This is a genomic window from Synechococcus sp. UW86 (genome assembly GCF_900474085.1).
Taxonomy (GTDB): domain Bacteria; phylum Cyanobacteriota; class Cyanobacteriia; order PCC-6307; family Cyanobiaceae; genus Parasynechococcus.
Genome location: NZ_UCNU01000009.1, coordinates 366,940 through 390,664, shown reverse-complemented (window position 1 = coordinate 390,664; position 23,725 = coordinate 366,940). Strand labels below are relative to the sequence as shown.

Sequence of the window (23,725 nt, the reverse complement as noted above, 5' to 3'; positions counted from 1 at the left end):
GCCTAATACTATATTTAAATTTTAGAGGAATTCACTGTCAGCCTTGCCTCAAGCTTTTCTAAATCTTGATCGGTTATTTTAGTTTGCATCGGGCAATGCTTAGGTCCACACATCGAACAGAATTCCGCTTGCTTGTAGATATCGGCCGGAAGAGTTTCGTCGTGGTACTCCTTGGCCCGCTCAGGATCAAGTGAAAGCTCAAACTGCTTGTTCCAATCAAAGTTGTAACGAGCCCTGCTGAGTTCATCATCCCGATCGCGTGCACCCGGACGATGACGGGCAATGTCAGCCGCATGAGCAGCGATCTTGTAAGCGATCAAACCTTCGCGCACATCCTCAGCATTGGGCAGACCCAGGTGCTCTTTCGGAGTGACATAGCAAAGCATCGCCGTTCCATGCCAACCCGCCATGGCAGCACCTATCGCAGAGGTGATGTGGTCATAGCCCGGAGCGATATCCGTCACCAGAGGTCCAAGCACGTAGAAGGGAGCTTCACTGCACTCTTCCATTTGCTTCTTGACGTTGAACTCAATCTGATCGAGAGGAACATGTCCAGGTCCCTCTACCATGACCTGAACGTCATGCTTCCAAGCACGACGGGTTAATTCGCCAAGGGTGTGAAGTTCAGCCAGTTGAGCAGCGTCCGAGGCATCGTGCTGACAACCGGGACGGAGGGAATCACCTAGTGAAAAGGTGCAGTCGTAACGCTTGAAAATCTCGCAGATGTCATCGAAGCGTGTGTACAGCGGATTCTGACGATGGTGGTAGAGCATCCACTGGGCCAAGATGCCACCACCTCGGCTGACAATGCCAGTGATGCGGCCCTTCACCTTGGGCAGATGCTCAATCAAGAGGCCGGCGTGGATGGTCTGGTAATCGACGCCCTGCTGGCAGTGCTTCTCGATGATGTGTAGGAAATCATCCTCATCCAGCTTCTCGATCGAACCATGCACGCTCTCCAACGCCTGATAAACGGGCACTGTTCCGATCGGAACCGGTGAAGCGTCGATGATCGCCGTGCGCACCTCATCGAGGTTGACGCCACCAGTGGAGAGATCCATCACCGTGTCGGCGCCGTACTTCACAGCCAACTTCAGCTTCTTGACCTCTTCAGCCGCGTCGGAGGCGTTGGGAGAGGCGCCGATGTTGGCGTTCACCTTGCACTTGCTGGCGATGCCGATCGCCATCGGCTCAAGGTTGGAGTGGTTGATATTCGCCGGAATGATCATGCGGCCCCGGGCCACCTCTTCCATGATCAGTGATTCCGGCAGGTTCTCTCTCTTGGCCACATGGACCATCTCCTCGGTGATCACCCCCTGTCGGGCGTAATGCATCTGAGAAACGTTTGCCTGGCCCTTACGAGATTCAACCCAGGTAGCGCGCATGATCTAAGAAGCAACGAGGTGCCCAGAGGTCGACTGAGTAGTCGCAGATCACGCTCAACACTTCCCTTCGCCGGTATGAACCGGAATCAGGTTCGGAGGGTGTGATCTCAGTCCAGGCACTGTGAAGAAACCCAGACACCCCTAGTGGTGATCAAAAACTAGCAAGAGTCCCGCAAGGGGGGACGCTCAACTCTGCTGCAACCCGTTCAGTGCCGCCGCCACCACACGGTGGTCGCCGTCCTGCTGAAGCGGCTGAAGCAGGGTTCTTGCCTGCTCACCAATGGGTTGCTTGAAACCCTCCCGAACAATCCGACTGAGAATTTCTGCTCCACTCACCCGCACTGTGCCATCGGCATCGGCGATCGCCATGGTTGCCAACTCCAGCAACCAACCCAGATCAATGTCGGGCTGTTCCGCCAGAGCGGACAGGATGCTGCAACGCACCAGCCAGGCGGCATCCGCTTCAAAGGCCGACCGCAGCAAGGGCCATGCCCGCTCCACTCCGTAGCTGGACAGAGCATTGGCTGCCTCGGCCCGCACATTGGGGTCTTCATCGGCAGTGATCAACGCACTCAGCACTGTCCAGCCCTGTTCGGTGCGCTTGTAGCCCAATCCACTGCAGCTCAAGGAACGCACCAGAAAAGGCTTCTGCTCCGTGCCCAGCACCAGCAACGGCACCGCCTCGGCGTCCGAGCAATGGCGGAGCTTTGTGATCGCCGGCATCGCCTGAACCGGATCCCCACTGGCAATGGCCTGGCGGACCTGCTCGAGATCAGGACGTTGCGGATCGGTCTCGCTCATGGGTTGCTGCCAGGGGTGCGCGCCCGTTGAAGATCGGCCAACAGCCTGGCGCGGCGGCGCTGCCGACCGAGAGCGCTGCTGATGATCAAACCCGAACCCACCAGCACGGCGGGCAACACCTGCACCCGGTCCTTACCCTGGCGCTGGTTGGTGGCCAGCAATGCGAGCAAGATCAGCAACGGAGCTCCGAGTGAAGCCCAGATCACCGCACGACGTTGGTTCATGCCGAGGTGTTCTCCGTGATCCACGCCAGCACGGTGGCTGTAAGCACTGCAATACCGACGCCCAGGGCATCCTCCTCAAGGGCGAAGGCCCCGTTGTGCAGCGGCGCACATCCCTCAGCGCCAGCCACCCCAAGCCGAACCATCATTCCCGGCACATCTAGAAGCAGCTCAGCAAAGTCTTCGGCCCCCAGGGAGGGTTGCTCCACGGGGAGCACCTTGTCGCGGCCCAGACAATCCACTGCACAACGTTCGAGCAAGGTTGTGAGCTGCGGGTCGTTGTGCACCGGTGGTGCAATGCAGCGGTAATTCACCACAGCCGTACCCCCGCCACTGGCACAGATCCCCTGCACCGTCTCATCGATCCAGTCCGGCAGCTGGGCGTGCTGCTGCAGATCCAAACAGCGCACCGTGCCCAGCAAACGCACCCGATCGGCAATCACGTTGAAGGCGTGACCACCCTCCACCTTGCCGAAACTGATCACCACCGGCTGCAACGCATCCAAGCGGCGGGCGATGGTCTGCTGAAGCTCCGTGATCACCCGAGCAGCCAGCCAAACAGCATCCACCGACTGATGGGGACGGGCACCATGGCCGCCCTCTCCCTGTACCAGGATTTCCAGCTCACCGGCCGCCGCCGTGAGACAGCCCCGCCGGATCCCCACGGTGCCCACCGGAAGGTTTGGCACCACATGCACGCCATACAACGCATCGAGGCCCTCCACCGCTCCCGCATCCCGCATCCACACCGCCCCCTGGGCCAACTCTTCAGCCGGTTGAAACAGCAAGCGCACCCGGGCTGCCAAAGCCGGCTCCTGGGCCAGCAACCGCGCCACCCCCAGGCCTGTGCAGGTGTGCAAGTCGTGACCACAGGCGTGCATCAGACCCTGCCGGGTGGAGGCATAGCTCAGCCCGGTGCGCTCCTCCACCGGCAAGGCATCCATGTCCACCCGTAAGCCCACCGTGGGGCCGTAATCCGGCCCCAACTCCGCCACCACACCCGTGCGGCCAACTCCCTCACGGACGCGCCAACCCAGCTGACGCAACTCACCGGCCACCAGGGCGGCGGTCTGGTGTTCCTCACCGCTGAGTTCAGGGTGAGCATGCAAATACCGGCGCAACTCGAGCAGCTCAGGAAGCTCCCGGCTGAGTCGATCGGACAGGGACACCGCTTGGGTCATCTCAGGACGCCTCCAAGGCCAGGAACGCCATCAGATCCGCCGTCGGCTGCGGTGGCCAGCGGCGCACCTGCTCCAGCCAGTCGGCCTGGCGGTAACGCTGATCCAGTCCGGCCGCCGCAGCCCAGTGGCTTTCGGCTTCACCACTGGATCCTTCCCGCCAGAGCAGGCCGCTGAGGGCCGCCCGAGCGTCGGCGAACAAGGGATAGCGGCGAATCAGTTTGCGCAATTCCGCCTCCGCCCAATCGAGATCTCCCGCTTGCCAGGCCGCGAGGGCCTCGCTGGAGCGGGCCATGGCGAAGCCGGGGCGGGCGAGGGCTGCCTGGCCATATAGCTCACGGGCCTGAGGCCAGTCCCCTTGCGAGCCACGCACATTGGCCAGGTTGTAGAGGGCTGAGGCATCCTGCGGATCGCGCTCCAGGATCCAGAGATAGTCCTCAGCCGCAGCAGACCAGTCCTGAAGGGCTTCCTCCGCCGTGCCCCGATTCAGGTGAGGATCACTTTCCAGCGGCGCCAAAGCCATCGAAGCGCTCTGGTCGTCTACCGCCCCAGAAGCATCCCCAAGAGCCAAACGCACATTACCGCGGTTGCTCAGTGCTGCTGCATCGTCTGGGGCCTGCTCCAGAAAGCGATCCCACAGTGGCAGCGCCTCAACAAAATCCCCCTGACGGCTTGCCGTTAGCGCCTGCTCGTAGAGCCCTTGGAGATCCAGGGCCTGCGCCGGCAGCGCCAGCACCAAGCTCAGCAGCAGCACCAGAATCAGATTCATGCCGCCTCCGCCAGATGACTGCGGGCTTTATCCGTGACCATCCGGCCACGGGGAGTGCGCATCAGCAAACCCTGCTGCAGCAAAAACGGCTCCACCACGGTCTCCAGAGTCACCGGGTCATCGCCGAGGGCCGCCGCCAGGGTCTCGAGGCCCACCGGGCCGCCACCATGGTTTTCGATCAACAGCTGCAGCAAGCGCCGATCGCTGGCATCGAGGCCGCGATGATCAACGCGGTGCAGGCTCAGGGCCTCTCCGACGAGGGCCTGATCAATGGCTCCACCGTTACCGCCACGAACGCTGGCCACATCCCGCACACGGCGCAGCAGGCGGTTAGCAATCCGGGGCGTACCACGACAGGAAGCCGCAATGCTGCTGCAGGCCTGCGCTGTGAGTGTGACCCCGATCAACCCCGCGGTTCGCTCCACGATCGCTTCAAGGTCGTCCTGGCCGTAAAACTCCAACCGCTGGATCAGACCGAACCGATCACGCAGCGGTGAGCTCAGCGATCCGGCGCGGGTGGTGGCCCCAACCAGAGTGAAGGGCGGCAAATCGAGGGAACGGGTCCGTGCCGTGCTGCCCTTGCCCACAGTGAGATCGAGTCGACGGTCTTCCATCGCCGGATAGAGCAGCTCCTCTGCCACGCGACTGAGGCGATGAATCTCGTCAATGAACAGCAGATCGCGAGACTGCAGGTTGACCAACAACCCAACGATGTCGCGCGGGCGTTCCAGGGCTGGTGCACTGGTGACCTTGCACTGCACCCCCATTTCTTGAGCCAACACCATGGCCATAGTGGTTTTGCCCAGGCCCGGCGGGCCATGGAGCAGCACATGATCCAGGGCATCGCCGCGGCTCTGAGCCGCTTCCACAGCAATGCCCAGCACTTGCTTGAGCTCGGTCTGGCCGATGTAGTCGTCCAGGCGCTGGGGCCGCAGCTTGTCTTCCGGCCGACTGACCACCTCTTCAGGTGCCGGCTGGGGGTCCACCAGCGCTTCAGGGCGGCGTGATGGCTTGCGACCGGAGCTGGAAGAGACAATCGCCATGCGGGCAGGGTACCCAGACCTGGATAGGGTCGGAAGACGCAGTTGCAGCCATGGCCAAGGGAGGAGCGAAAAAAGCAGCCGCAGCTGCAGCACGGGCCGCCGCCAACCGGATGCTGGCGGACAACCGGCAGGCCCGGCACCAGTACGAAATCCTCGAAACCCTGGAAACCGGCATCGAGCTGGTGGGAACAGAGGTGAAGTCGATCCGCAACGGCAAAGCCAACCTGCGCGATGGCTTCTGCCTGATCCGCAATGGGGAACTGCAGTTGCACAACGTGCACATCTCACCGCACACCCACGCAGGCAGCTACTTCAACCACGACCCGCTTCGCACTCGCAAACTGCTTGCCCATCGCCGTGAGATCGACAAGCTGCGCGGTTTGGTGGATCAAAAAGGCCTGACGCTAATCCCCCTCAACATTCACCTAAAGGGGTCCTGGATCAAGCTCACCATCGGCCTAGGCAAAGGCCGCAAGTTGCACGACAAGCGCGCTGCTGAAAAAGAGAAGCAATCCAAGAAGGATGTGAAAGCGGCGATGGAGCGCTACTGACCGAGCGGCTCCGACCGACAGGACAGGGTGAACAGACCCGAGGAGACCCCTTGATTAATAACCAAAATCTGAAGCGGCGAGCCCGCTTCCGGTGCAATCCGAGCCACCCGCAGGGGACCACGCTCCTCCTCCACCTGCCCATTAACGCCGAACACCATCATCTGCATCAGTGGTGTGCCGTTGATGCCCAGAGCCACGGCATCACCTGCCGACACCTCCACCAGCACCAAACGCGCGCCCCCGGCAGGGATGCGCAACGACGTATTGGTGGGTTTCAGGGGGCGCGCTTTGAGCCGCTCGATCACGACGTCATCGAGGCTTTGCATGGCCGCTGCAATCCAGAGCTGACGAAAGGGTTCGGCAGGTTTCCGGCCCTGCATGGACCCCGGCAGCAGATCCTGGGCCCCAGCACTCACCAGATGCTCCACAACCTTCGGATGAACACCCTGCAGCTGCAGCGCCTGCCGCAGCTGCTCCCAGTCTCCATCGCCTAGACGACCCAATCGGACACGGATCGCCGGCGGCACCTGCTCAATCCGGGCCAACCATTGCTCTGCCAGCTCGGTCCAGCTCCTACGGAGCGGAGCACTCTCCAGCGCCTTCATACTGAGCAGGCTGGCATCCACAAGTCCGGTAAACCAACTGCGATCCACCTGAAGGGCCCGCAAGCGGCTGAACAGCTGCTCGCGTTGATCCAACTCCTCTGGCGGCGGACTAACGGCCGCTATAGCCCCATCCCTGCTGGAGCGAGGAATCCTGTCTGCAGTGGACGTGCGCGGAAGCAGGAACCAACCGATGGCGGAACCCACCAATGCCGACAGGGCCAAGGCGATCACCACGGGCCAGAGACGCCCCTCCGCTCCCTGCTCGCGAGCCATCGCTCGCTTCTGACGCGGGGATGTTGAGGAGGGAGCCATCGCAGTGAACCGTCCCGATGCAGCAATTGGCTTCTCGATCAGACCGGTTTGTTCAGGCATCGCCAGCTGCTGCAAGGCCTCCTGGGCACTTGCAGCATCAGGGAAGCGACGGTTCGGATCCTCCGTAAGCAACCGCTCGAGCACAGCTTGATAAGCGCGATCCAGCCCCAGCCTTTCGAGACTTGACGGGGGATTGGACGTCTGGCCCGTCAACAAGGCCACGGCTGAAACGGCCAAATCCCGTACATCCATCCAGCCGGCAGCGTCTTCAGCGGGAACAAGCTCGCCGTTCAATACAACCGGCAATCCATCACTGGTGCGGCGCCACAGGTTTTGAAGACTGATGTGCCCATGCACCAGGTCATCGGAATGAAGTGCTCCCAAGACTGGTAAGACCTGCCTCAGCAGCAGCAGCACTTCGCCAGCGCTGAAAACCATCTGGCGTCGCGCGCGTTGCTGTTGAAGCGAAGCGAGGCTGCTGCCTTCGATCCAGTCGCGAACGGCCCACAAACCATCCTCCAGATCAAGCAACTGACCAAAGCGAGGCAACTGATGCGACCCGATCGTCTGCAAAACCTCCCAACGCTGACGGAAAGGCTCTTGGCTGGGCAAGTCGTTCAGCTGACGTAGCGCTACAGGGCAATCGCCAGCCATCACATCCACCGCACGCCAGAGGGAACCACGCAGCGGGTCGGGCCCGCTCAGGCGCTCCTCCAGGCGGTAACGCTGCAACAGCACTGTGCCGGAACCGCTCAAGGGATTCAGCCACATCGACGGGTTGATGGTACCGATGGTTTGCGGCACCCCCTAGGGCCGCGAAGGATGGATCGGGCCCGTGCTGCTGGACCGATCTACACCAGCAGATCTCTCTGCATCTGCTTATGCCGGCAAACTGAACCCACAGACTTATCCAACAGACGGAGCCCAGGAGCTCAGGCGGCATGAAATCAGACGTACGGCGTCAGGCGATCAAGCGGCAGCGCGAACAGCTGATCCAAGACCTGGAAGCGGTGTACATGGCCGCCTTCGATCGCCTTGGGGAATTGGAAGGTGAAGTGGGAGAAGTGAAAGCGGCCCAGCTCACCCAGATGATCCTCAACTCCAAAACAGCAGCGATCGAGCCCCTGGAGAAAGAGATTGAAAAACCGGTGATCACCACCCCAGGCGAGGCATGAGCAGCTGGCTGGAGCAGTTGGAGCGGGAGCTGGATGCCCGGCTTTCTGCCTTCCTGCGCAACAACCCCGTCCAGGAGCACCTGTTCAGCGAACAGCACCTGAAGGATCGGGCCGCAGCCCTGCAACGGCAACGTCAGCAACTGCAGGACGAAGCGAAGCAGCAACGCCAGCAGCTGCTGAGACTGGCCGAGGACGTACGGGCCTGGCGCAGCCGGGTGGAGCGGGCCGGGGCAGCCGGCGCAGCCGATCTAGCCGGGCGCGCCGAACAACATCTCACCAGCCTGATGAACCAGGGCCGCACCCTCTGGGCCGACCTGGAGGATCTGGGACGCCGCTTCAACGAGGTGGAGCGGCAGTTGCAGGAGCTTCAACAGCAAAAGCAAACGCCCAGTCCCTCGAAACTGGAGAAGGACTGGGCGTTATTTGAAGCGGAACAGGAGCTTGAGCAGCTGCGCCGAGACGCTGGGCTGAGTTAGATCAGGCCTTGGGAGCGGGGGGCTCAAGGCTGACACCCTCGGGCGGAGGTGTGGGATCCGGATCCGCAATCAGCATGTGCTGCAGCACGATTTCCGGGCGCTCACTGTCGCGCCAGCGGATGCGGTACGCAGGCATTTTGGTGCCACGGCTGGTGGTCTGCTCCACCGGCTCCATCACCCATCCCCGGCGGGAACGGCCCTGGGGATTCCGCTTGACCACGGCATCAGCGTGCTTGAAGCGAAACCCGACGCGTTCTCCACTCATGGGGATAGGACCATGCCACTCCTCCTATTATTCCACTGAGGGTGGTTCTCCCTTGCGTGACTCCGGCCGCAAGAGCGGGAAGGCGATCACGTCCCGAATTGAAGGGCTGTCGGTGAGCAGCATCACCAGCCGGTCAATACCGATGCCCAAACCTCCGGTGGGGGGCATGCCCACCTCCAGGGCGGTGACGAAATCCTCGTCCAACCCCTGGGCCTCCAAATCACCCGCCGCCTTGCGCGCCTGCTGGGCCTCAAGGCGCTGGCGTTGATCGACGGGATCGGTGAGCTCACTGAAGGCATTGGCGTGCTCACGGCCGACGATGAACAACTCAAAGCGTTCCACCAAGCCGGGCTTGCTGCGATGGGGCCGGGCCAGGGGCGAAATCTCCACCGGGTAATCGGTGACAAAGGTGGGTTGAATCAGGGTTGTCTCCACCGCTTGCTCAAAGGCCTCATTGAGCAGACGGCCCACCGAGTCGGCCAACTCAGGCGCATGCATGCCCTTGGCGGTCATCGCCGCAGCCGCCTCCTCCCGGCTGCTGAAGCTGTTGAAATCAAGCCCCGTCGCATCCTGCACGAGCTCGTGCATCGTGGCGCGCCGCCACGGCGGAGAGAGATTGATCTCAGTGCCCTGATAGGTGATGGTGGTCGTGCCGCAGACCTCCTGGCACACCGCGCTGACCATCTGCTCGGTGAGCTCCATCATCCCGAGGTAATCGCTGTAGGCCTGATAAATCTCAACCGAGGTGAACTCGGGGTTATGGCGGGTGCTGACCCCTTCATTGCGGAAGATCCGGCCAAGCTCATACACCCGCTCAAAGCCACCAACCACCAGGCGCTTCAGGTGCAGTTCCGTCGCAATCCGCAGGGTGAGGGGCAGGTCGAGAGCGTTGTGGTGGGTCTCGAACGGCCGAGCATCTGCACCACCGGGTTCGCTCTGCAGCACGGGGGTCTCGATCTCGAGAAAGTCCCGCTGATCGAGCCAGCGGCGAATGCCGCTCACCAGGCGGGCCCGGCGCCGGAAGGTCTCACGGCTATCGGGGGAGACCACCAGATCCAGATAGCGCTGGCGGTAGCGCTTCTCTACGTCGGCCAATCCATGCCACTTGTCGGGAAGGGGCTGCAGCGCCTTGGTGAGCATGCGCCAGTCGCTCACCTTCACCGATAGCTCGCCACGGTCGGTGCGACGCAGGGTGCCGCTCACCCCAAGCCAGTCGCCACTGTCCACCAGCGAGGTGATCTGTTTGAACCAGCCCTCCTGCTGGGCCTCCAGACCCGCCTTCTCCAGAAACAGCTGGATGGAACCCGTCTCATCAGCCAAGGTGAAAAAGGCCAGCTTTCCCATCACCCGGCGGGTCATCACCCGTCCCGCCACGGAAACGCTGACATCCCGCTCTTCCCCCTTGGGCAGATCGGCATGGGTCTCCTGCAGCTCAGCCATGCGGTGGCTGGGACTGAAGGTGAGGGCATAGGGGCCCTGCCCCAGCTCTTCCAAGGTCTTGGCTTTTTCCAGACGGGTGTCGCGCAGCTCAGACACAGCAGCAGTTCAGTCGGGCGCCATCCTGCCCGCCCGCGGGTTGATCAACCGGCAGCGGAGGCTTCGCCCATGCGCTGGGAGGCGTAACCAATGCCTCGCACCGTGAGGATCAGCTCGGGGTTGCGTGGGTCAGGCTCCAGTTTTCCTCGCAAACGCGCCACATAGACATCCACCACGCGCAGATCGGCGGCACGGCGAGGGGGATAACCCCAGAGCTGCTCCAGGATTTCAGCCCGTGGCACCACATGGCCGGGATCGCGGAACAGCAACTCCAGCAGGCTGAACTCCGTATAAGTGAGGTTGATGCGCTCCGATCCACGGGTGACCTGGCGTCGGTTGGTGTCCACCACCAGATCGCCCAGACGCAAAACACCCTGTCCTGTGGGAAGTTCGCGGCTTTCAACAACCGCATTACCCCGGCCCACCCGGCGCAGAATCGTGGCAATGCGTGCCTCGAGTTCTTTGGGGCTGAAGGGCTTGGGCAGGTAGTCGTCGGCGCCCAGATCCAGACCAGCCACCCGCTCCGAGATCGCTTCAACCGCGGAGAGGAAAATGATCGGCACGCAGGATTCTGCCCGCAGGCGGCGGCAGACAGCAAAGCCATCCAGCTTGGGCAGCATCACGTCGAGCACCACCAGGTCGGGGGACTCGTTGTGGAACATTTCCAGGGCCTGCTCACCGTCCTCGGCACAGATGACGCGGTAGCCCGACAGCTGCAGGCGCATCACCAAGACGCGCCGAACTGCAGCCTCGTCATCAACGACAAGAATGGCCGCTTTCGGTTGTGAGGGCAGTTCGCCCGTCATCCGAATCAAACCCTTAACGAGTTGCAACCTTACTGGTCAGGGCCTGGACACCGACGCAAACACCCTGGCGCGCAGCCGGTTTACTGATTGTTTTAAGAATTGCCGGCGACCTCAGGCCAGCGCGAACGGGCGTAACGGTTCCATTCCGACGCCGCAGCTGTTAATGCCTGCTCAGGGCTGATCTGAGCCAACATCGCCCGCTGCATCTGGGTGTAGAGGATCTTCTGCAAGCGCTTGATCCCCGGCAGCGCCGGCACCAACACCCGGGCCCGGTCCAACGTGCTGGCCGACAACAAACGGGCCTGGCGAATCTGGCGCTCCGCGGTGGTCGAGGGCTCCTCCTGCTCCAACGCTTCACGCACCCGGGCCAAGGCCTCCAACGACGACGGCAGCACCCGGGCCTCAGCCGCGAAGCGCGCCTGTTGATCAGCATTGGTCAGAAACAGCGCCAGATCCACGGCTTCTTGGGTTCGCTGGCTCTGACGCGGCACCGCCAACGTCATCAGGGCCACATTGGCTGTGCCATCTGCACCGGTCACCGGAGGATGGGGCTCCGTCACCGCGGCCACCCCTGGCGCATTGGTCTGAATGCTGCGCAGGAATTCTGCCCCCGTGGCCGCCAGGGCCAGATCACCACTCTGGAACAACTCGATCGCCCGTCGTTGCCCCTGACTCACCACCTCCCGGGGCAACAGCCCCTCCCGGTAGAGATCACTCCAGAAACGAAAGGCCCGGCGCCCCGCAGGACTGTCGAAGGCAGCCCTGCGTTGGGAATCCAGCAGGGTCACTCCCATCTGCACCAGGGTTTCCAGGAGCTCAGCCGAGTCATCCGGAACGGTGGTGAGGAAAAGGCCGTAACGGCCCGTGCGCTCGCGGATCCGACGGGCGAAGGCCGGCACCTGATCCCAGCGGGTGGGCGGAGCAGCAATGCCGGCTTGATCCAACAGCGACCTATTCACCAGACTCAGCCGCACCGTGAGGTACCAGGGCACAGCGATCTGCCCGACATCGGGGTCACGGCAGGCGTGCCACACCGAGGGCAGATAGCGGCCAGCGGCATCAGCCGGCAGCAGCGGGGTCAAGTCGGCCAGTCCCCCCTTGCTGGCCAGATTGGCTGCGAAGGGCGGATTGAGGTTCACCACATCCGGGGCCGTGCGCGCAAACACCGCCGCCAGCAACTTGCGTTCCACGGACCCCCAGGGCAGATCCGTCCAACGCACGGGCGCATCGGGATGGAGGCCGCCCCAAGCCCCCAGAACATCGGCGAAATAGGGGTTGAACTTGGGAGCCAATTGCAGAGTCCATAACTCCAAGGCCCTGGTCTGTAGGGTCCTCGGGCCGCAAGCCGCCAACCCCATGGCCGCTGTCCCCAGCAGCAGATCCCGACGCGTCAGCCTCATGAGGGAACCCTCCTGCGCCAGAGCAGCAACTGCAACGACACCAACACAGGCGCCAGCAAACCCGTCACCAGGGCCTGGCACCAGAGCGTCTGCAGGCCCCAGCTCTGGGTGAGGGGATCCAACACTCCGCCTTGACGCCACCAGAGCTGAAGGATCAACGAACAACCAAGACCCACGGACCCGAGCCAGGCCAACAAACCCAGATTCAGGCTGCGTTGAATCGGGGCTGCACGCCGCCCCAGCCGTCCCCACCACCAGCCAAGCAGCAGCAGCACCGGCACCTGACTGACACCGCCCAGATTGAGACCATCCAGCACCAGCCCCAAAGCCACGCCCGACAACGCCCCCGACACCGGACCATCCACGAGAGCCCAGGGCAACAGCCAGAGCACAGCCCAGGCGGGACCAACCCCATCGATGGCCAACCAAGGCGGCGACGCCAAGGCCAGAAACGGCACCACCAAAGCTGAGGTCACACAGATCGGTTGTCGGTGCAGACGCGTCATGTCAGTGGTTCATCTCAACGGGTCTGCACCTGCACCCAGTCGATCGTCTCCGGTGCTGCGATCAACTGCACCACCGCTACGGGTGCAGGAACAGCCTGTTCATCCACCGACTGGATCACCCCCACCGGCACGTTGGGGGGCAACAGGGTGCTGGCCGGGGACGTGGCCACAAGATCCCCGGGCCGCACGTCGGGGTCCTTGTCGATGAAACGAAGCGACAGACGGCTGTTGCCGCGGCCCACCAGCAACCCATGGCGGCGGCTGCGGGGCAGCCAGACGCCGATCTCATGGCCCGGGGCGGTGAGCAACTTCACCCGCGCCGTGGCGGGGGTCACACTGTCGATGCGGCCCACCAAACCGCCGGGGCCAAGAACCGCATCGCTCCGACCGATGCCCTGCAGCGAGCCCTTGCCCAGCTGCAATTGCTGCCACCAGCCCCGCGGCGAGCGGGAGATCACGGCAGCGGAAACGTTTCCTTGCGCTGATACTTGTTGCTGTAGCTCCAGCAAAGCGCGCAAGCGCCGGTTGTCCTCTTCCAGAAGCTGCAGGCGAGAGCGCTCCTCCAAATCCGCTGCAGCCATTACCCATTCCCGCTGGGCAGACCCGGGCCAGAACGGACGGCTGAGCAGGGCATAGGCATCGCTGAAACCAGCGCCCTTGCTCAGACGCACCATCAACAGCCCGGCCACAAGCAGCAGCCAGGGGGTGAGTTGCCCCAATCCGCGCCAGCGGCTCTTGCCGGGACGGAGCATCGGGGCCATGACTTCAGACGCCTGCCGCGGCGCGGACGAATTCCGGGGTGTCGACCACCCGCTGCAGGCGTTTCCAGTCCTCCAAGACCTGGCCGCAACCGTTCACCACACAGAGCAGGGGGTCTTCGGCGATGTGCACAAAGATGCCGGTCTCATGGCTGATCAGGTCGGTGATGCCTCGGACTAACGCACCACCACCCGCCAGCATGATGCCGCGATCCACGATGTCGGCCGCCAACTCAGGGGGTGTGCGCTCCAGGGTGCGTTTCACCGCTTCCACAATCACGTTGAGCGGCTCCGCAATCGCTTCCCGCAGATCACCGGCCTTGAGATTGATGGTGCGCGGCAAACCGGAAAGCAGGTGCAGACCGCGCACATCCATGGACTGCTGATCGAACTCGTCGTCGGGGAAGGCGGAGCCGATGCGGATCTTGATCTCCTCGGCCGTGCGCTCGCCCACCACCATGTTGTGAACCTTTTTCAGGTAAACACTGATGGAGTCGCTGATCTCATCGCCGGCAACGCGAACGGATTCACTCAGCACCGTTCCACCGAGGCTCAGCACCGCCACCTCAGTGGTGCCACCACCAATGTCGACAATCATTGTTCCGACGGGCTCAGTGACCGGAAGGCCCGCACCGATGGCCGCTGCCACCGGTTCATCAATCAGGTGAACCTCGCGCGCCCCAGCCATGCCGGCTTCGCGGACGGCGCGACGCTCAACACCGGTGACGCCACTGGGGATGCCCACCACCAGACGAGGGGCCATGATGCCGCGGCCCTCATTGCCCTTGGTGATGAAGGTTTTGAGCATTTGCTCAGCGGCATCGAAATCCGCGATCACCCCATCACGCAGCGGACGAACGGCCCGGATGTTTCCCGGGGTGCGACCGAGCATCAATTTGGCTTCATCGCCCACGGCCATGGTGGTGCCACGCTCGAGATCAAGAGCCACCACTGACGGCTCCTGCAGCACGATTCCCCGGCCGGAAACGTAGATCAGGGTGTTGGCGGTGCCCAGGTCGATGCCGATGTCGCGCGACAACTGGAAACGACGAAAGAACACAGACACCGCAGCCATGACCGCCGGATCATAGGGGCGTTCTCAGCGGTTGCCTGTTACACCCAGCGGCTTGGGTGGAACTCCTTAAGAGCAGTCACCCAACCGGTGCCGCATCATGAACCAAAATTCAGGAGATGAATTGTCTATGGGCGTTAATTCCGTCACCCTCGTCGGCCGTGCCGGCCGCGATCCCGAAGTGCGTTACTTCGAGTCCGGCAGCATGGTGGCCAACCTCACCATGGCGGTGAACCGTCGCAGCCGTGACGATGAACCCGACTGGTTCAACCTCGAGATCTGGGGCAAGCAGGCCCAGGTTGCTGCGGACTACGTGAAGAAAGGCTCCTTGCTCGGCATCATCGGCAGCTTCAAGCTCGATCGCTGGACCGACCGTGCCAGCGGCGAAGAGCGCAGCAAGCCCGTGGTCCGTGTGGATCGACTCGAACTGCTCGGCTCCAAACGGGACAACCAGGAGGCTGCCGGCAGCTTCGGCGGCCAGGCCTCTGATGAGGACATCCCCTTCTGAGCCTCCTTCCCTGCGCATCTGGCGCCGGTGATCAGTCGGAGGACTGACGCCGGCGCCAGATGCGCAGACCCAACCAGATCGCACCGGCCAGCACCGCCAGGACCAGCAACACCTTCACAGCCTTGGAAACAGGATCAATCCAGAGCTCAACATTGCTGTAGCCCTCTCCAAGCACCATGCCGGCCACGGTGAGCAGGGCTGTCCAGATCAAACTGCCAGCAGTGGTCCAGACCAGAAACGGCGCCATCGGCATCATTTCAATGCCGGCTGGGACTGAGATCAGCGTGCGAATCCCCGGCACCAGACGCCCCCAGAACACCAGGGCGGTGCCGTAGCGGCTGAACCAGCGGCGGCTGCGGGCCAACTCATCGGCACTGATGCCGATCCAGCGCCCGTGGCGCTGGAGCCAGGCTTCGATTCGTTCATCATTGATCAAGCGACCAATCCCGTACCAGGGCAGAGCACCGAGCACCGTGCCCAGCAAACCAGCCAGCACCACGGGCACCAGATCCAGCTGACCCTGCTGCACATAAAAGCCCCCGAGGGGCATGATCAGCTCAGACGGAATCGGCGGGAACAAGTTCTCAAGGAACATCGCCGCGAAGATCGCGGTGTAGCCCAGCCACTGGTTCGCCTCCACCGCCTGGCCGATCAACTCCGGCAGCTGTGTAATCAGATCAGAAAGCCCCATGGAGACTGCGCTTGATCGCGCAAGTCTTCCATGGGGCCGTGAGAATCAGATTCTGATCCGCAGGATCGTGATCAGTAGCGGTAGTGGTCGGGCTTGTAGGGACCTTCCACGGGCACATTGATGTAGTCGGCCTGATCCTTGCTGAGCTCGGTGAGCTTGGCGCCGATGCGACCGAGGTGAAGGCGAGCCACCATCTCATCGAGATGCTTGGGCAGCACATACACCTCCTTGGCGTACTCATCGCCCTTGGTGAACAGCTCGATTTGAGCCAACACCTGGTTGGTGAAGGAGTTGCTCATCACAAAGCTGGGGTGGCCGGTGGCGCAGCCCAGGTTCACCAGGCGGCCTTCCGCCAACAGAATGATTTTGTTGCCGCTGGGCAGGGTGATGTGGTCCACCTGCGGCTTGATGTTCTCCCACGCATACTCCTTGAGGGAGGCGACATCGATCTCGTTATCGAAGTGGCCGATGTTGCAAACGATGGCCTCGTCCTTCATCTTCACCAGGTGCTCGTTGCGGATCACTTGGTAGTTGCCGGTGGCGGTGACGAAGATGTCCATGTCTTCGACCACGTCCTCTAGGCAAACAACGCGGTAACCCTCCATGGCGGCCTGCAGAGCGCAGATCGGATCAACCTCGGCGATGCAGACAGTGGCACCGAGGCCGCGCAGGGACTGGGCGGAACCCTTGCCCACATCGCCGTAGCCGATCACCAGGGCCTGCTTGCCTGCCACCATCACATCGGTGGCGCGCTTGATGCTGTCCACCAGTGACTCGCGGCAGCCGTAGAGGTTGTCGAACTTGCTCTTGGTGACCGAGTCGTTGACGTTGATGGCGGGGAAGGGCAGTTCACCACTCTTCTGCATCTTGTAGAGACGCGCCACACCCGTGGTGGTCTCCTCGGTCACGCCCTGGATCTGGGCCTTGGTGCGCGAATAGAAGCTGGGGTCCTGGGCCAGCTTTTTCTTTATCGAAGCGAACAGGAAGGTCTCCTCTTCGTTGCCGGGGTTGTCCAGAACGGTGATGTCCAGCTCGGCCTTGCTGCCCAGCATCACCAGACCGGTGGCATCACCGCCATCGTCCAAGATCATGTTGGGGGAGCCGCCGTCACCCCACTCGAGGATGCGGTGGGTGTAATCCCAGTACTCCTCGAGGGTCTCGCCTTTGACGGCAAACACAGGGATGCCCCTGGCAGCAATCGCCGCAGCAGCGTGATCCTGGGTGGAGAAGATGTTGCAGGAAGCCCAGCGCACTTCAGCGCCCAGCTCCACCAGGGTCTCGATCAGAACCGCGGTCTGAATCGTCATGTGCAGGGAGCCGGCGATGCGGGCGCCCTTGAGGGGCTTCTCGCTGCCGTATTTCTCGCGCAACGCCATCAGACCGGGCATCTCGGTCTCGGCGATGTCGAGCTCCTTGCGGCCGAAATCGGCCTGATTGATATCGGCGATGACGCAATCAACGCCGAGCTTCAGCTCAGCCGGGGACGTGGGCGCTGCCACCATGGTTTGGGTGCTCCCTAATGAATCGTGGAGTTGAATATCTGCAGAGACGCCGAGGCTTCGGGCTCGCTTGAACCGGACTCTACAGGGCATGTCTGGGCTCTTGAGACCCTTGAGACCACCCGGGCCCTGGGCCGATTGCTGGCGCGCGAGCTTCCAACGGGAGCAATCCTGCTGTTGAGCGGGCCCCTTGGAGCCGGCAAAACATCGTTGGTGCAGGGCCTGGCCGAGGGCCTCGGGATCAGCGAAGCGATCACCAGCCCCACCTTTGCGCTGGCGCAGCACTACCCCCAGGGGGAACCACAGCTGGTGCACCTTGATCTCTATCGCCTGGAGCAACCGGCCTCCGCCGATGAACTGTTTCTTCAGGAGGAGGAGGAAGCCAGCGCCACCGGGGCGTTGATGGCCGTGGAGTGGCCGGAACGGCTGGGGCTCGATCTGACCGAGGCCTGGCACCTGGAGCTTCGCCATCAAGACGAAGGGCGGCTCGCTCAGCTCACCTCTCCAAGAAAGGCCTCCACCTGAGCCTGCGTGGGCTGGAGATCAATGCCACCGGCTCCGCCGCAAACCAGAGCACCACAGGCGGCCGCAAAACGGATGCGCTCCTGGGGCGCGGCGGCCCAGCGGTGCAACAGCCCAGCCGTGAAGGCATCACCAGCACCGGTGGTGTCGACGACGCTGGGGGGCTGAAAGGCAACCTGCTGACCAGAGTCGTCAGCCAATTTCCAGCGCACCGGGGCCGCGCCATCGGTCACCACCACATCCGGCCGCTGGGGCAAGGCCTGCTGGATCGCGCCGGGATCGTCGGTGTTGAACAACCAGAGCGCTTCCTCCCGCGCCAGCTTGATCAGAGCCGCCTGGTCCAGGAGCTGTTCAATCGCAGCCTTCGCCGCAGCCGACGGGCCCGCCGCGGGATCAGCGGTGGCATCCCAGAACGTGGGGCGCCAGTTCACATCAAGGGCAATCGCCGTGCCTTGGCTGCTGGCCTGGCGCACGGCCGACAACAAAGCCGAAGCCGACGTTGGTGCTGCCAACGGAAGGGTGCCAATCAACAACCATCGGGCCGGGGGTAGGGCAACCGGCTCCAACGCCTGGTCGGCAAAGCCGGCCCCCTGATCTCCGTCAAAGCCCTGAAACTGCCGTTCCCCATCCCGCGCACGGCGCACCAGCACAATGCGACTTGGACGCTCGTCATCACGCTGCAGGAGCGAGGTGTCGACACCACGCTCAGCAAACAACCTGGAAAAGGCTTCACCGATAGCGTCCTGCCCCAGTCGACCGGCAAAGGCCACGGGAGTGCCCAAGCGGGCCAGGCCAGAGGCCACATTCGCTGGCGCTCCTCCCAGACGGTCGTCGACCGGACGATCCACCGCCGGATCACCACCCGGTGGACCGAGCCGGTCAATCAGGGCTTCACCGAGACAAACGACAACGGAACCAAGCGCCATCCGACCGCATCAGAACCTTCCCTAAGGGTGGGCAGAGCTTTCCAACCTGCCAAGCAACGCCTCAATGATCCGAGCATTGGCGGCCGGAAAGGCGTAATTCCCCAGGTCCTCCGGCCTCACCCAACGCACCTGCTGACTGGCGAGGGGCTGAGGCTCGCCTGAGGCCCAGTCGCAGAGATGCACCACGAAGCGCAGCTTCTTGTGGCTGTAGGCGTGATCCACCGTGATCAGTTCAGGGCCCACCGTCACCGCAATGCCCAGCTCCTCCTTCAACTCGCGGGCAATGCACGTTTCGATCGTTTCGCCCTGCTCCTGTTTGCCGCCGGGAAACTCCCACATCCCCCCCAGCAGGCCTTCCTCCAGGCGCTGGTCGATCAGCACCTCCCCCGCCGCATTGAGCACGACCCCCACACCGATCACCTGGAAGGGCAGGGGCTTGGGGGCTTCGGTCACGGGCCAGCGGCAAGGATCGCCGGCAGCGTAGGCAGCGCAATGGGATTGCCAGGGGCAGCGGTGGCAGTCCGGCTGGCGGGGGGTGCAAAGCGTGGCCCCAAGATCCATCAAGGCCTGGTTGGTGTCCCGTGACCGAACCGGATCAAGCAGGGCCTCACTCCAGCACCAGAACAAGGCGTCGTCACGGGCCGGTGGGCGCGGATGGGCCGTCAATCGCGCCAGCACCCGTTTGACGTTGCCATCCAGGATCGGCAACGGTGCATTAAACGCACTGGAAAGGATGCTGCCGGCGGTGGTGCGACCGATGCCCGGCAACTCCATCCACTCCTCCAAGCTGCGCGGCCACAGTCGGCCCACCAACAGCTGTGCCGCCTCATGCAGCCGGCGGACCCGGGAGTAATAACCGAGGCCCTGCCACTGCAGCCGCACCTCATCCAGAGACGCCGCGGCCAGGCTCTCGACAGAGGGAAACGCCTCCATCCAACGCGTCCAGTAGGGGAGAGCCACGGCCAACTGGGTCTGCTGCAGCATCACCTCGGCGATCCAGATGCCGTAGGGATCGAGATCCTGGTCCGGCGCTGGACGCGCGCCGCCAGGCAACTGCTTCCAGGGGATGCCGCCGCGGCCATACCGCTCCCACCAGGCCAGCAAGGCTGTCGATAGAACAGCTGCTTCGGCCTCGGTCAACGCGTCCATGGGTTCGCGATTGGTGTCAGAAAAGGATCCGAGCAACGACCGTCCATCCAAGTGCTCCTCTCGCCAGGATGCACGCGCGCAGCTAGCCAAGGCGTGAGCCCGAGCAACAACCTCTGGAGCTGGAACGAACGATCAATCGGTTGGAGTCTGATGGGCGACCCCAATGCCGAAGAGGCCATGCTGCTGATTCATGGCTTCGGGGCCAACACCAACCACTGGCGCTTCAACCAGCCAGTGCTGGCCGAACTGCTGCCCACCTACGCCATCGACCTGCTCGGCTTCGGGCGCAGCGATCAACCGCGGGCCCGCTTGAAGAATGAGCCCGTTGAATCAGATGCCGTGCATTACGGCTTTGATCTCTGGGGCCAGCAGGTGGCTGACTTCTGCGCTGCGGTGGTGCAACGGCCGGTTCGACTGGTGGGCAACTCGATCGGCGGAGTTGTCGCCCTCCGTGCCGCTCAGCTATTGGGCGAGAACTGCCGCGGCGTGGTGCTGATCGACTGCGCCCAGCGCTTGATGGACGACAAACAACTGGCTACACAACCGGCTTGGATGGCCTGGATCCGGCCACTGCTGAAAACAATGGTGCGGCAGCGCTGGCTAAGCACAGCACTGTTCCGCAATGCGGCACGTCCTGGGGTGATCCGCAGCGTGTTGAAGCAGGCTTATCCCAGTGGCGCCAACATCGACGAAGACTTGGTGGATCTGCTGTTTCAACCCACCCAACGCGAAGGTGCCGCCGAAGCTTTCCGCGGATTCATCAACCTGTTCGACGACCATCTCGCCCCACGGTTGATGGCAGAGATGTCGACCCCTGTGGATCTGATCTGGGGTGAGCAGGATCCATGGGAGCCAATTGCTGAAGCCGAGCGCTGGGCCCAGACGCTGAGCTGCGTTCAATCCCTCTCAGTGGTTCAAAACGCAGGCCACTGTCCCCACGACGAAGCACCGGATCAGGTGAACCCGGTGCTGCAAAAGCTGATCAAGAGAACGGCAACTCAGCAGGCGACGTAGGCCTCTACCTGATCACTCACCCGACGCAAACCGGCCAAACCATCCCGCTCAAGGTTGCGGACACGGTCACGACTCATGCCCAGGATGCGACCGATGCCCGTCAGGCTCATGGGATCTTCGCCATCCATGCCGTAACGCATGCGCAACACCTGCTCCTGCAGATGGGGCAACTGCCCCAGAAGGCTGCGCAGATCACCCTTGAGGCAATCCTCCTCCACCTGATCGCTGGGAAGGTCACCATCGCCGGAGAGCAACTCCAGCAGTTCGGTGTCATCACCATCACCAACCTTCATTTCGAGGCTGACCGGCTGGCGTGCGCGACACATCAGATCCTTCACATCGTCCTCGGGCAGCTCAACGAACTCGGCCAGCTCGGTGACGGTGGGGGTGCGGCCCAGCTCTTGACTCAGCTCCCGCTGACCCTTTTTGAGCTTGTTCAGCATCTCGGTGATGTGGATCGGCAGCCGAATCGTGCGGCTCTTCTCCGCAATGGCCCGAGTGATGCCCTGGCGAATCCACCAATAGGCGTAGGTAGAAAACTTGTAACCGCGGGTGGGGTCGAACTTCTCGACACCACGCACCAGACCGATAGTGCCTTCCTGGATCAGGTCCAGGAGCTCCATGTTCCGCTTGGTGTACTTCTTGGCCACGCTCACCACCAGCCGGAGGTTGGCCGCCACCATGCGCTCCTTGGCGCGACGTCCGTGCTGCAGCTTGCGCTTGAGCTGCATGGACGAAAGACCTGAAGCCATGGCCAGCTGGTCACGGCTGGGCTTTTCACCCGCCTTGCTCTCCAGCTCAGACTCGAGCGATTCCAGATCCATCAACTCCTGAACCTGTCGGCCCAGGGTGATCTCCTGCTCATGGGTCAGCAGCGGAACACGGCCGATATCACGCAGATAGGAGCGAACCAGATCAACGTCAGCCGTAACGGTCTTGGCCGCCTTCGCAGCAGTTTTGGACTTGGAAGCAGCGGTCGCAGCCGGAGCCATGGAGTGCTTCTTTGAGTTATGTGAAGAGTACTCCTAAGAAACGTAAACAGGCTCTCAGAAAACGCCGAAGGCGAAGAAATGGGTAGAAATACCTGTGGCTTGCACCAGCTGCGGCAGATGCACCAACAGCCACCCAGCCGTCTTCAGGTAGATCAGCGTGCCCGCCACGTCCGTGCAGGTGGTGATGAAGGGCGTGGACATCAATGCCGGATCCAGACCCATGCGGTCAAACAGCAGCGGAAACGCGGCACCGGCCGTGGCCGCCAGGGTGGTGATCGCCAGCAGGCTCATCCCCACCGAGAGTCCCACCAGTGCGCTTTCGCCGCGCCACCAGGCAAAGGGAACCACCAGCAGCATCATCAACACCCCCAGCAACGCCCCCGCCATGGCTTCGCGGCCAATCGCCCGCAGAGGGCCAAGGCTGGAGATGCTCTGGGTGCTCAAACCACGGATCACCACCGTGGAGCTCTGAGCCCCCACGTTGCCGCCAGTACCACCGAGCAAGGGAATGAACGCCGCCAGCAACACCACCTGCTGCAGCACGTCTTCATTGGCGGCGATCACCTCTGAGGTGAAAAAGCTGGCCAGCACCAACACCGCCAGCCACACCACGCGACGCCGGGCAACGGTGAACAGGTTGCTGCTGAAGTAGTCGTCGTCATCGCCCGCCTGAACCGCGCCGGCGGCGTAGAGATCACGGGTGGCCTCCTGCTCGATCACATCGATCACGTCGTCCACCGTGACGATGCCCACAAGACGCTGCTCTAGATCCACCACGGGAACAGCCAGGAAGTCGTAGCGCTGAATCGTGCGCGCCACCTTCTCCTGATCGGTGTCGGTGCTGACGCTGAGCACCTCTTCGGTCATCACATCGCCAATGCGGGTCTGGGGATCCGCTGTGACCAGATCCCGCAGCGACAGGATCCCCGTGAGGCGTCGCTCAGCGTCAGTCACATAGAGGGAATAAATCGTCTCGGTGTCGCGGGCACGCCGCCGCACGATCTCCAGCGCCACTGCGGCGGTCTGGTTTTCCTTGAAAGCGATGTATTCGGTCGTCATCAAACGACCTGCCGTCTCGGAGCGGTAGCCCAGCAACTCAGCCGTCACCTTGCGTTCATCAGGGCTGAGCTCACTCAGCAGCTGCCGCACCACCTTGGCCGGCAACTCCTCGAACAATCGGGCGCGATCATCGGGCGACATCTCCTCCATCACCTCCCGCATCTCACCGGAGCGCAGCAGGCTCAGCAGGCTCTGTTGGGTGGCGGTGTCGAGGTATTCGTAAACACTGATGGCTTCGTCCTTGCTGAGCAGGCGAAAGGCAATCGCCTGCAGGTTGGCCGGAAGACTGCCGATCGCCTCGGCGATGTCCACCGGCTGCACCGGTTCCAGCAGCAGCTTCACGGCGTCGTAATTGCCCGCGTGGAGCATTGCGGCGAGCTCATGGGCCACCGCCTCGGCCAGCAACTCCGGTTCCACGCTCACGCCAGCACTGCTCAGCCCCGATGCCTCCGTCATGCCCCTCCGGCCGGGAGCCCAGTGTATGGCCGTTACAGCCGGTTAACCTC

At 62.7% G+C, this 23,725-nt stretch carries 26 protein-coding genes and 1 riboswitch; of the genes, 6 read left to right on the top strand and 20 right to left on the bottom strand.

All coding sequences use genetic code 11. From position 1 onward, the window contains the following. Window positions 1-14 precede the first annotated feature (14 nt). From thiC to ruvB, 6 genes are all read right to left on the bottom strand, one after another. Complete coding sequence (gene thiC / locus DXY04_RS04390; protein ID WP_115161132.1) at window positions 15-1,385, bottom strand: phosphomethylpyrimidine synthase ThiC; 1,371 nt, start codon at window positions 1,383-1,385, stop codon at window positions 15-17. A 45-nt stretch (window positions 1,386-1,430) separates the two neighbouring features. Further along, window positions 1,431-1,538: riboswitch (TPP riboswitch) on the bottom strand. Between the two features lie 33 nt (window positions 1,539-1,571). Beyond that, window positions 1,572-2,186, bottom strand: coding sequence for a HEAT repeat domain-containing protein (locus tag DXY04_RS04385; RefSeq protein WP_115161131.1), 615 nt, complete (start codon window positions 2,184-2,186; stop codon window positions 1,572-1,574). Then, on the bottom strand, window positions 2,183-2,410 hold the full coding sequence (locus tag DXY04_RS04380) for a DUF3188 domain-containing protein (protein ID WP_115161130.1): 228 nt from the start codon (window positions 2,408-2,410) through the stop codon (window positions 2,183-2,185). The genes DXY04_RS04385 and DXY04_RS04380 overlap by 4 nt, the downstream gene beginning before the upstream one ends. Beyond that, on the bottom strand, window positions 2,407-3,588 hold the full coding sequence (locus DXY04_RS04375; protein ID WP_115161129.1) for an amidohydrolase: 1,182 nt from the start codon (window positions 3,586-3,588) through the stop codon (window positions 2,407-2,409). Before DXY04_RS04375 ends, DXY04_RS04380 begins: the two co-directional genes overlap by 4 nt. 1 nt (window position 3,589) lies before the next feature. Beyond that, on the bottom strand, window positions 3,590-4,354 hold the full coding sequence (locus tag DXY04_RS04370; protein WP_115161128.1) for a tetratricopeptide repeat protein: 765 nt from the start codon (window positions 4,352-4,354) through the stop codon (window positions 3,590-3,592). Continuing rightward, the gene (ruvB, locus tag DXY04_RS04365; RefSeq protein ID WP_115161127.1) at window positions 4,351-5,397 is read right to left on the bottom strand and encodes a Holliday junction branch migration DNA helicase RuvB; all 1,047 of its coding nucleotides are present in this window, start codon (window positions 5,395-5,397) and stop codon (window positions 4,351-4,353) included. The genes DXY04_RS04370 and ruvB overlap by 4 nt, the downstream gene beginning before the upstream one ends. Window positions 5,398-5,447: 50 nt before the next feature. Here ruvB and smpB point away from each other — a divergent pair, with 50 nt between their 5' ends. After that, complete coding sequence (gene smpB, locus DXY04_RS04360; RefSeq protein WP_115009647.1) at window positions 5,448-5,948, top strand: SsrA-binding protein SmpB; 501 nt, start codon at window positions 5,448-5,450, stop codon at window positions 5,946-5,948. Here the strand turns inward: smpB and DXY04_RS04355 are convergent. Then, window positions 5,942-7,669 (bottom strand): serine/threonine protein kinase, encoded by a 1,728-nt coding sequence (locus DXY04_RS04355; protein ID WP_244278570.1) that lies wholly within the window; start codon window positions 7,667-7,669, stop codon window positions 5,942-5,944. The genes smpB and DXY04_RS04355 overlap by 7 nt on opposite strands. Before the next feature lie 137 nt (window positions 7,670-7,806). Between DXY04_RS04355 and DXY04_RS04350 the strand changes: the two genes are divergently transcribed. Both DXY04_RS04350 and DXY04_RS04345 read left to right on the top strand, forming a co-directional pair. Beyond that, a complete protein-coding gene (locus tag DXY04_RS04350; RefSeq protein WP_115161125.1) occupies window positions 7,807-8,040 on the top strand; it encodes a hercynine metabolism small protein in 234 nt (77 codons plus the stop codon). Continuing rightward, a complete protein-coding gene (locus tag DXY04_RS04345) occupies window positions 8,037-8,516 on the top strand; it encodes a hercynine metabolism protein (protein ID WP_115161124.1) in 480 nt (159 codons plus the stop codon). Before DXY04_RS04350 ends, DXY04_RS04345 begins: the two co-directional genes overlap by 4 nt. Before the next feature lies 1 nt (window position 8,517). Here DXY04_RS04345 and DXY04_RS04340 read toward each other — a convergent pair whose 3' ends face one another. The 7 genes from DXY04_RS04340 to DXY04_RS04310 form a co-directional block, all read right to left on the bottom strand. Next, on the bottom strand, window positions 8,518-8,781 hold the full coding sequence (locus tag DXY04_RS04340; protein ID WP_006851112.1) for a hypothetical protein: 264 nt from the start codon (window positions 8,779-8,781) through the stop codon (window positions 8,518-8,520). A gap of 27 nt (window positions 8,782-8,808) precedes the next feature. After that, window positions 8,809-10,317, bottom strand: coding sequence for a lysine--tRNA ligase (lysS, locus tag DXY04_RS04335; protein ID WP_115161123.1), 1,509 nt, complete (start codon window positions 10,315-10,317; stop codon window positions 8,809-8,811). Window positions 10,318-10,361: 44 nt separating this feature from the next. Beyond that, a complete protein-coding gene (rpaB, locus tag DXY04_RS04330; RefSeq protein ID WP_115161122.1) occupies window positions 10,362-11,123 on the bottom strand; it encodes a response regulator transcription factor RpaB in 762 nt (253 codons plus the stop codon). 92 nt (window positions 11,124-11,215) lie between these two features. After that, window positions 11,216-12,523: a sugar ABC transporter substrate-binding protein gene (locus tag DXY04_RS04325; protein WP_115161121.1), complete on the bottom strand. Its 1,308-nt coding sequence runs from the start codon at window positions 12,521-12,523 to the stop codon at window positions 11,216-11,218. After that, a complete protein-coding gene (locus DXY04_RS04320) occupies window positions 12,520-13,029 on the bottom strand; it encodes a rod shape-determining protein MreD (protein ID WP_115161120.1) in 510 nt (169 codons plus the stop codon). The genes DXY04_RS04325 and DXY04_RS04320 overlap by 4 nt, the downstream gene beginning before the upstream one ends. A 14-nt stretch (window positions 13,030-13,043) precedes the next feature. Next, a complete protein-coding gene (mreC, locus tag DXY04_RS04315) occupies window positions 13,044-13,790 on the bottom strand; it encodes a rod shape-determining protein MreC (protein WP_115161119.1) in 747 nt (248 codons plus the stop codon). A gap of 4 nt (window positions 13,791-13,794) precedes the next feature. After that, the gene (locus DXY04_RS04310) at window positions 13,795-14,847 is read right to left on the bottom strand and encodes a rod shape-determining protein (protein WP_115161277.1); all 1,053 of its coding nucleotides are present in this window, start codon (window positions 14,845-14,847) and stop codon (window positions 13,795-13,797) included. Window positions 14,848-14,989: 142 nt separating this feature from the next. On the opposite strand from DXY04_RS04310, the gene DXY04_RS04305 reads away from it, so the two are divergent. Continuing rightward, window positions 14,990-15,367 carry a single-stranded DNA-binding protein gene (locus DXY04_RS04305; protein ID WP_114988041.1) on the top strand — a complete coding sequence of 126 codons (378 nt, stop codon included), beginning with the start codon at window positions 14,990-14,992 and terminating at the stop codon, window positions 15,365-15,367. Window positions 15,368-15,398: 31 nt separating this feature from the next. Here the strand turns inward: DXY04_RS04305 and DXY04_RS04300 are convergent, their stop codons facing one another. Then, window positions 15,399-16,058, bottom strand: coding sequence for a DedA family protein (locus DXY04_RS04300; RefSeq protein WP_115161118.1), 660 nt, complete (start codon window positions 16,056-16,058; stop codon window positions 15,399-15,401). Between the two features lie 71 nt (window positions 16,059-16,129). After that, window positions 16,130-17,560, bottom strand: a complete 1,431-nt coding sequence (gene ahcY / locus DXY04_RS04295) for an adenosylhomocysteinase (RefSeq protein WP_115161117.1) — start codon at window positions 17,558-17,560, stop codon at window positions 16,130-16,132. A 30-nt stretch (window positions 17,561-17,590) separates the two neighbouring features. Here ahcY and tsaE point away from each other — a divergent pair, with 30 nt between their 5' ends. Continuing rightward, window positions 17,591-18,082 (top strand): tRNA (adenosine(37)-N6)-threonylcarbamoyltransferase complex ATPase subunit type 1 TsaE, encoded by a 492-nt coding sequence (gene tsaE, locus DXY04_RS04290; protein ID WP_115161276.1) that lies wholly within the window; start codon window positions 17,591-17,593, stop codon window positions 18,080-18,082. Here tsaE and DXY04_RS04285 read toward each other — a convergent pair. Together DXY04_RS04285 and mutT are read right to left on the bottom strand one after the other, a co-directional pair. Next, window positions 18,049-19,005 carry a carbohydrate kinase gene (locus DXY04_RS04285; RefSeq protein WP_115161116.1) on the bottom strand — a complete coding sequence of 319 codons (957 nt, stop codon included), beginning with the start codon at window positions 19,003-19,005 and terminating at the stop codon, window positions 18,049-18,051. The genes tsaE and DXY04_RS04285 overlap by 34 nt on opposite strands. A gap of 21 nt (window positions 19,006-19,026) precedes the next feature. Then, window positions 19,027-20,154: an 8-oxo-dGTP diphosphatase MutT gene (gene mutT / locus DXY04_RS04280; protein WP_115161275.1), complete on the bottom strand. Its 1,128-nt coding sequence runs from the start codon at window positions 20,152-20,154 to the stop codon at window positions 19,027-19,029. A gap of 150 nt (window positions 20,155-20,304) precedes the next feature. Between mutT and DXY04_RS04275 the strand changes: the two genes are divergently transcribed. After that, window positions 20,305-21,168, top strand: a complete 864-nt coding sequence (locus DXY04_RS04275) for an alpha/beta fold hydrolase (RefSeq protein WP_244278582.1) — start codon at window positions 20,305-20,307, stop codon at window positions 21,166-21,168. On the opposite strand, the gene DXY04_RS04270 is transcribed toward DXY04_RS04275, so the two are convergent. Together DXY04_RS04270 and mgtE are read right to left on the bottom strand one after the other, a co-directional pair. Beyond that, entirely contained in the window at window positions 21,153-22,160 is a 1,008-nt protein-coding gene (locus tag DXY04_RS04270) for an RpoD/SigA family RNA polymerase sigma factor (RefSeq protein WP_115161114.1), read from the bottom strand. The two genes, DXY04_RS04275 and DXY04_RS04270, sit on opposite strands and share 16 nt — an antisense overlap. 54 nt (window positions 22,161-22,214) lie before the next feature. After that, complete coding sequence (gene mgtE / locus DXY04_RS04265; RefSeq protein ID WP_115161113.1) at window positions 22,215-23,675, bottom strand: magnesium transporter; 1,461 nt, start codon at window positions 23,673-23,675, stop codon at window positions 22,215-22,217. Between the last annotated feature and the right edge of the window lie 50 nt (window positions 23,676-23,725).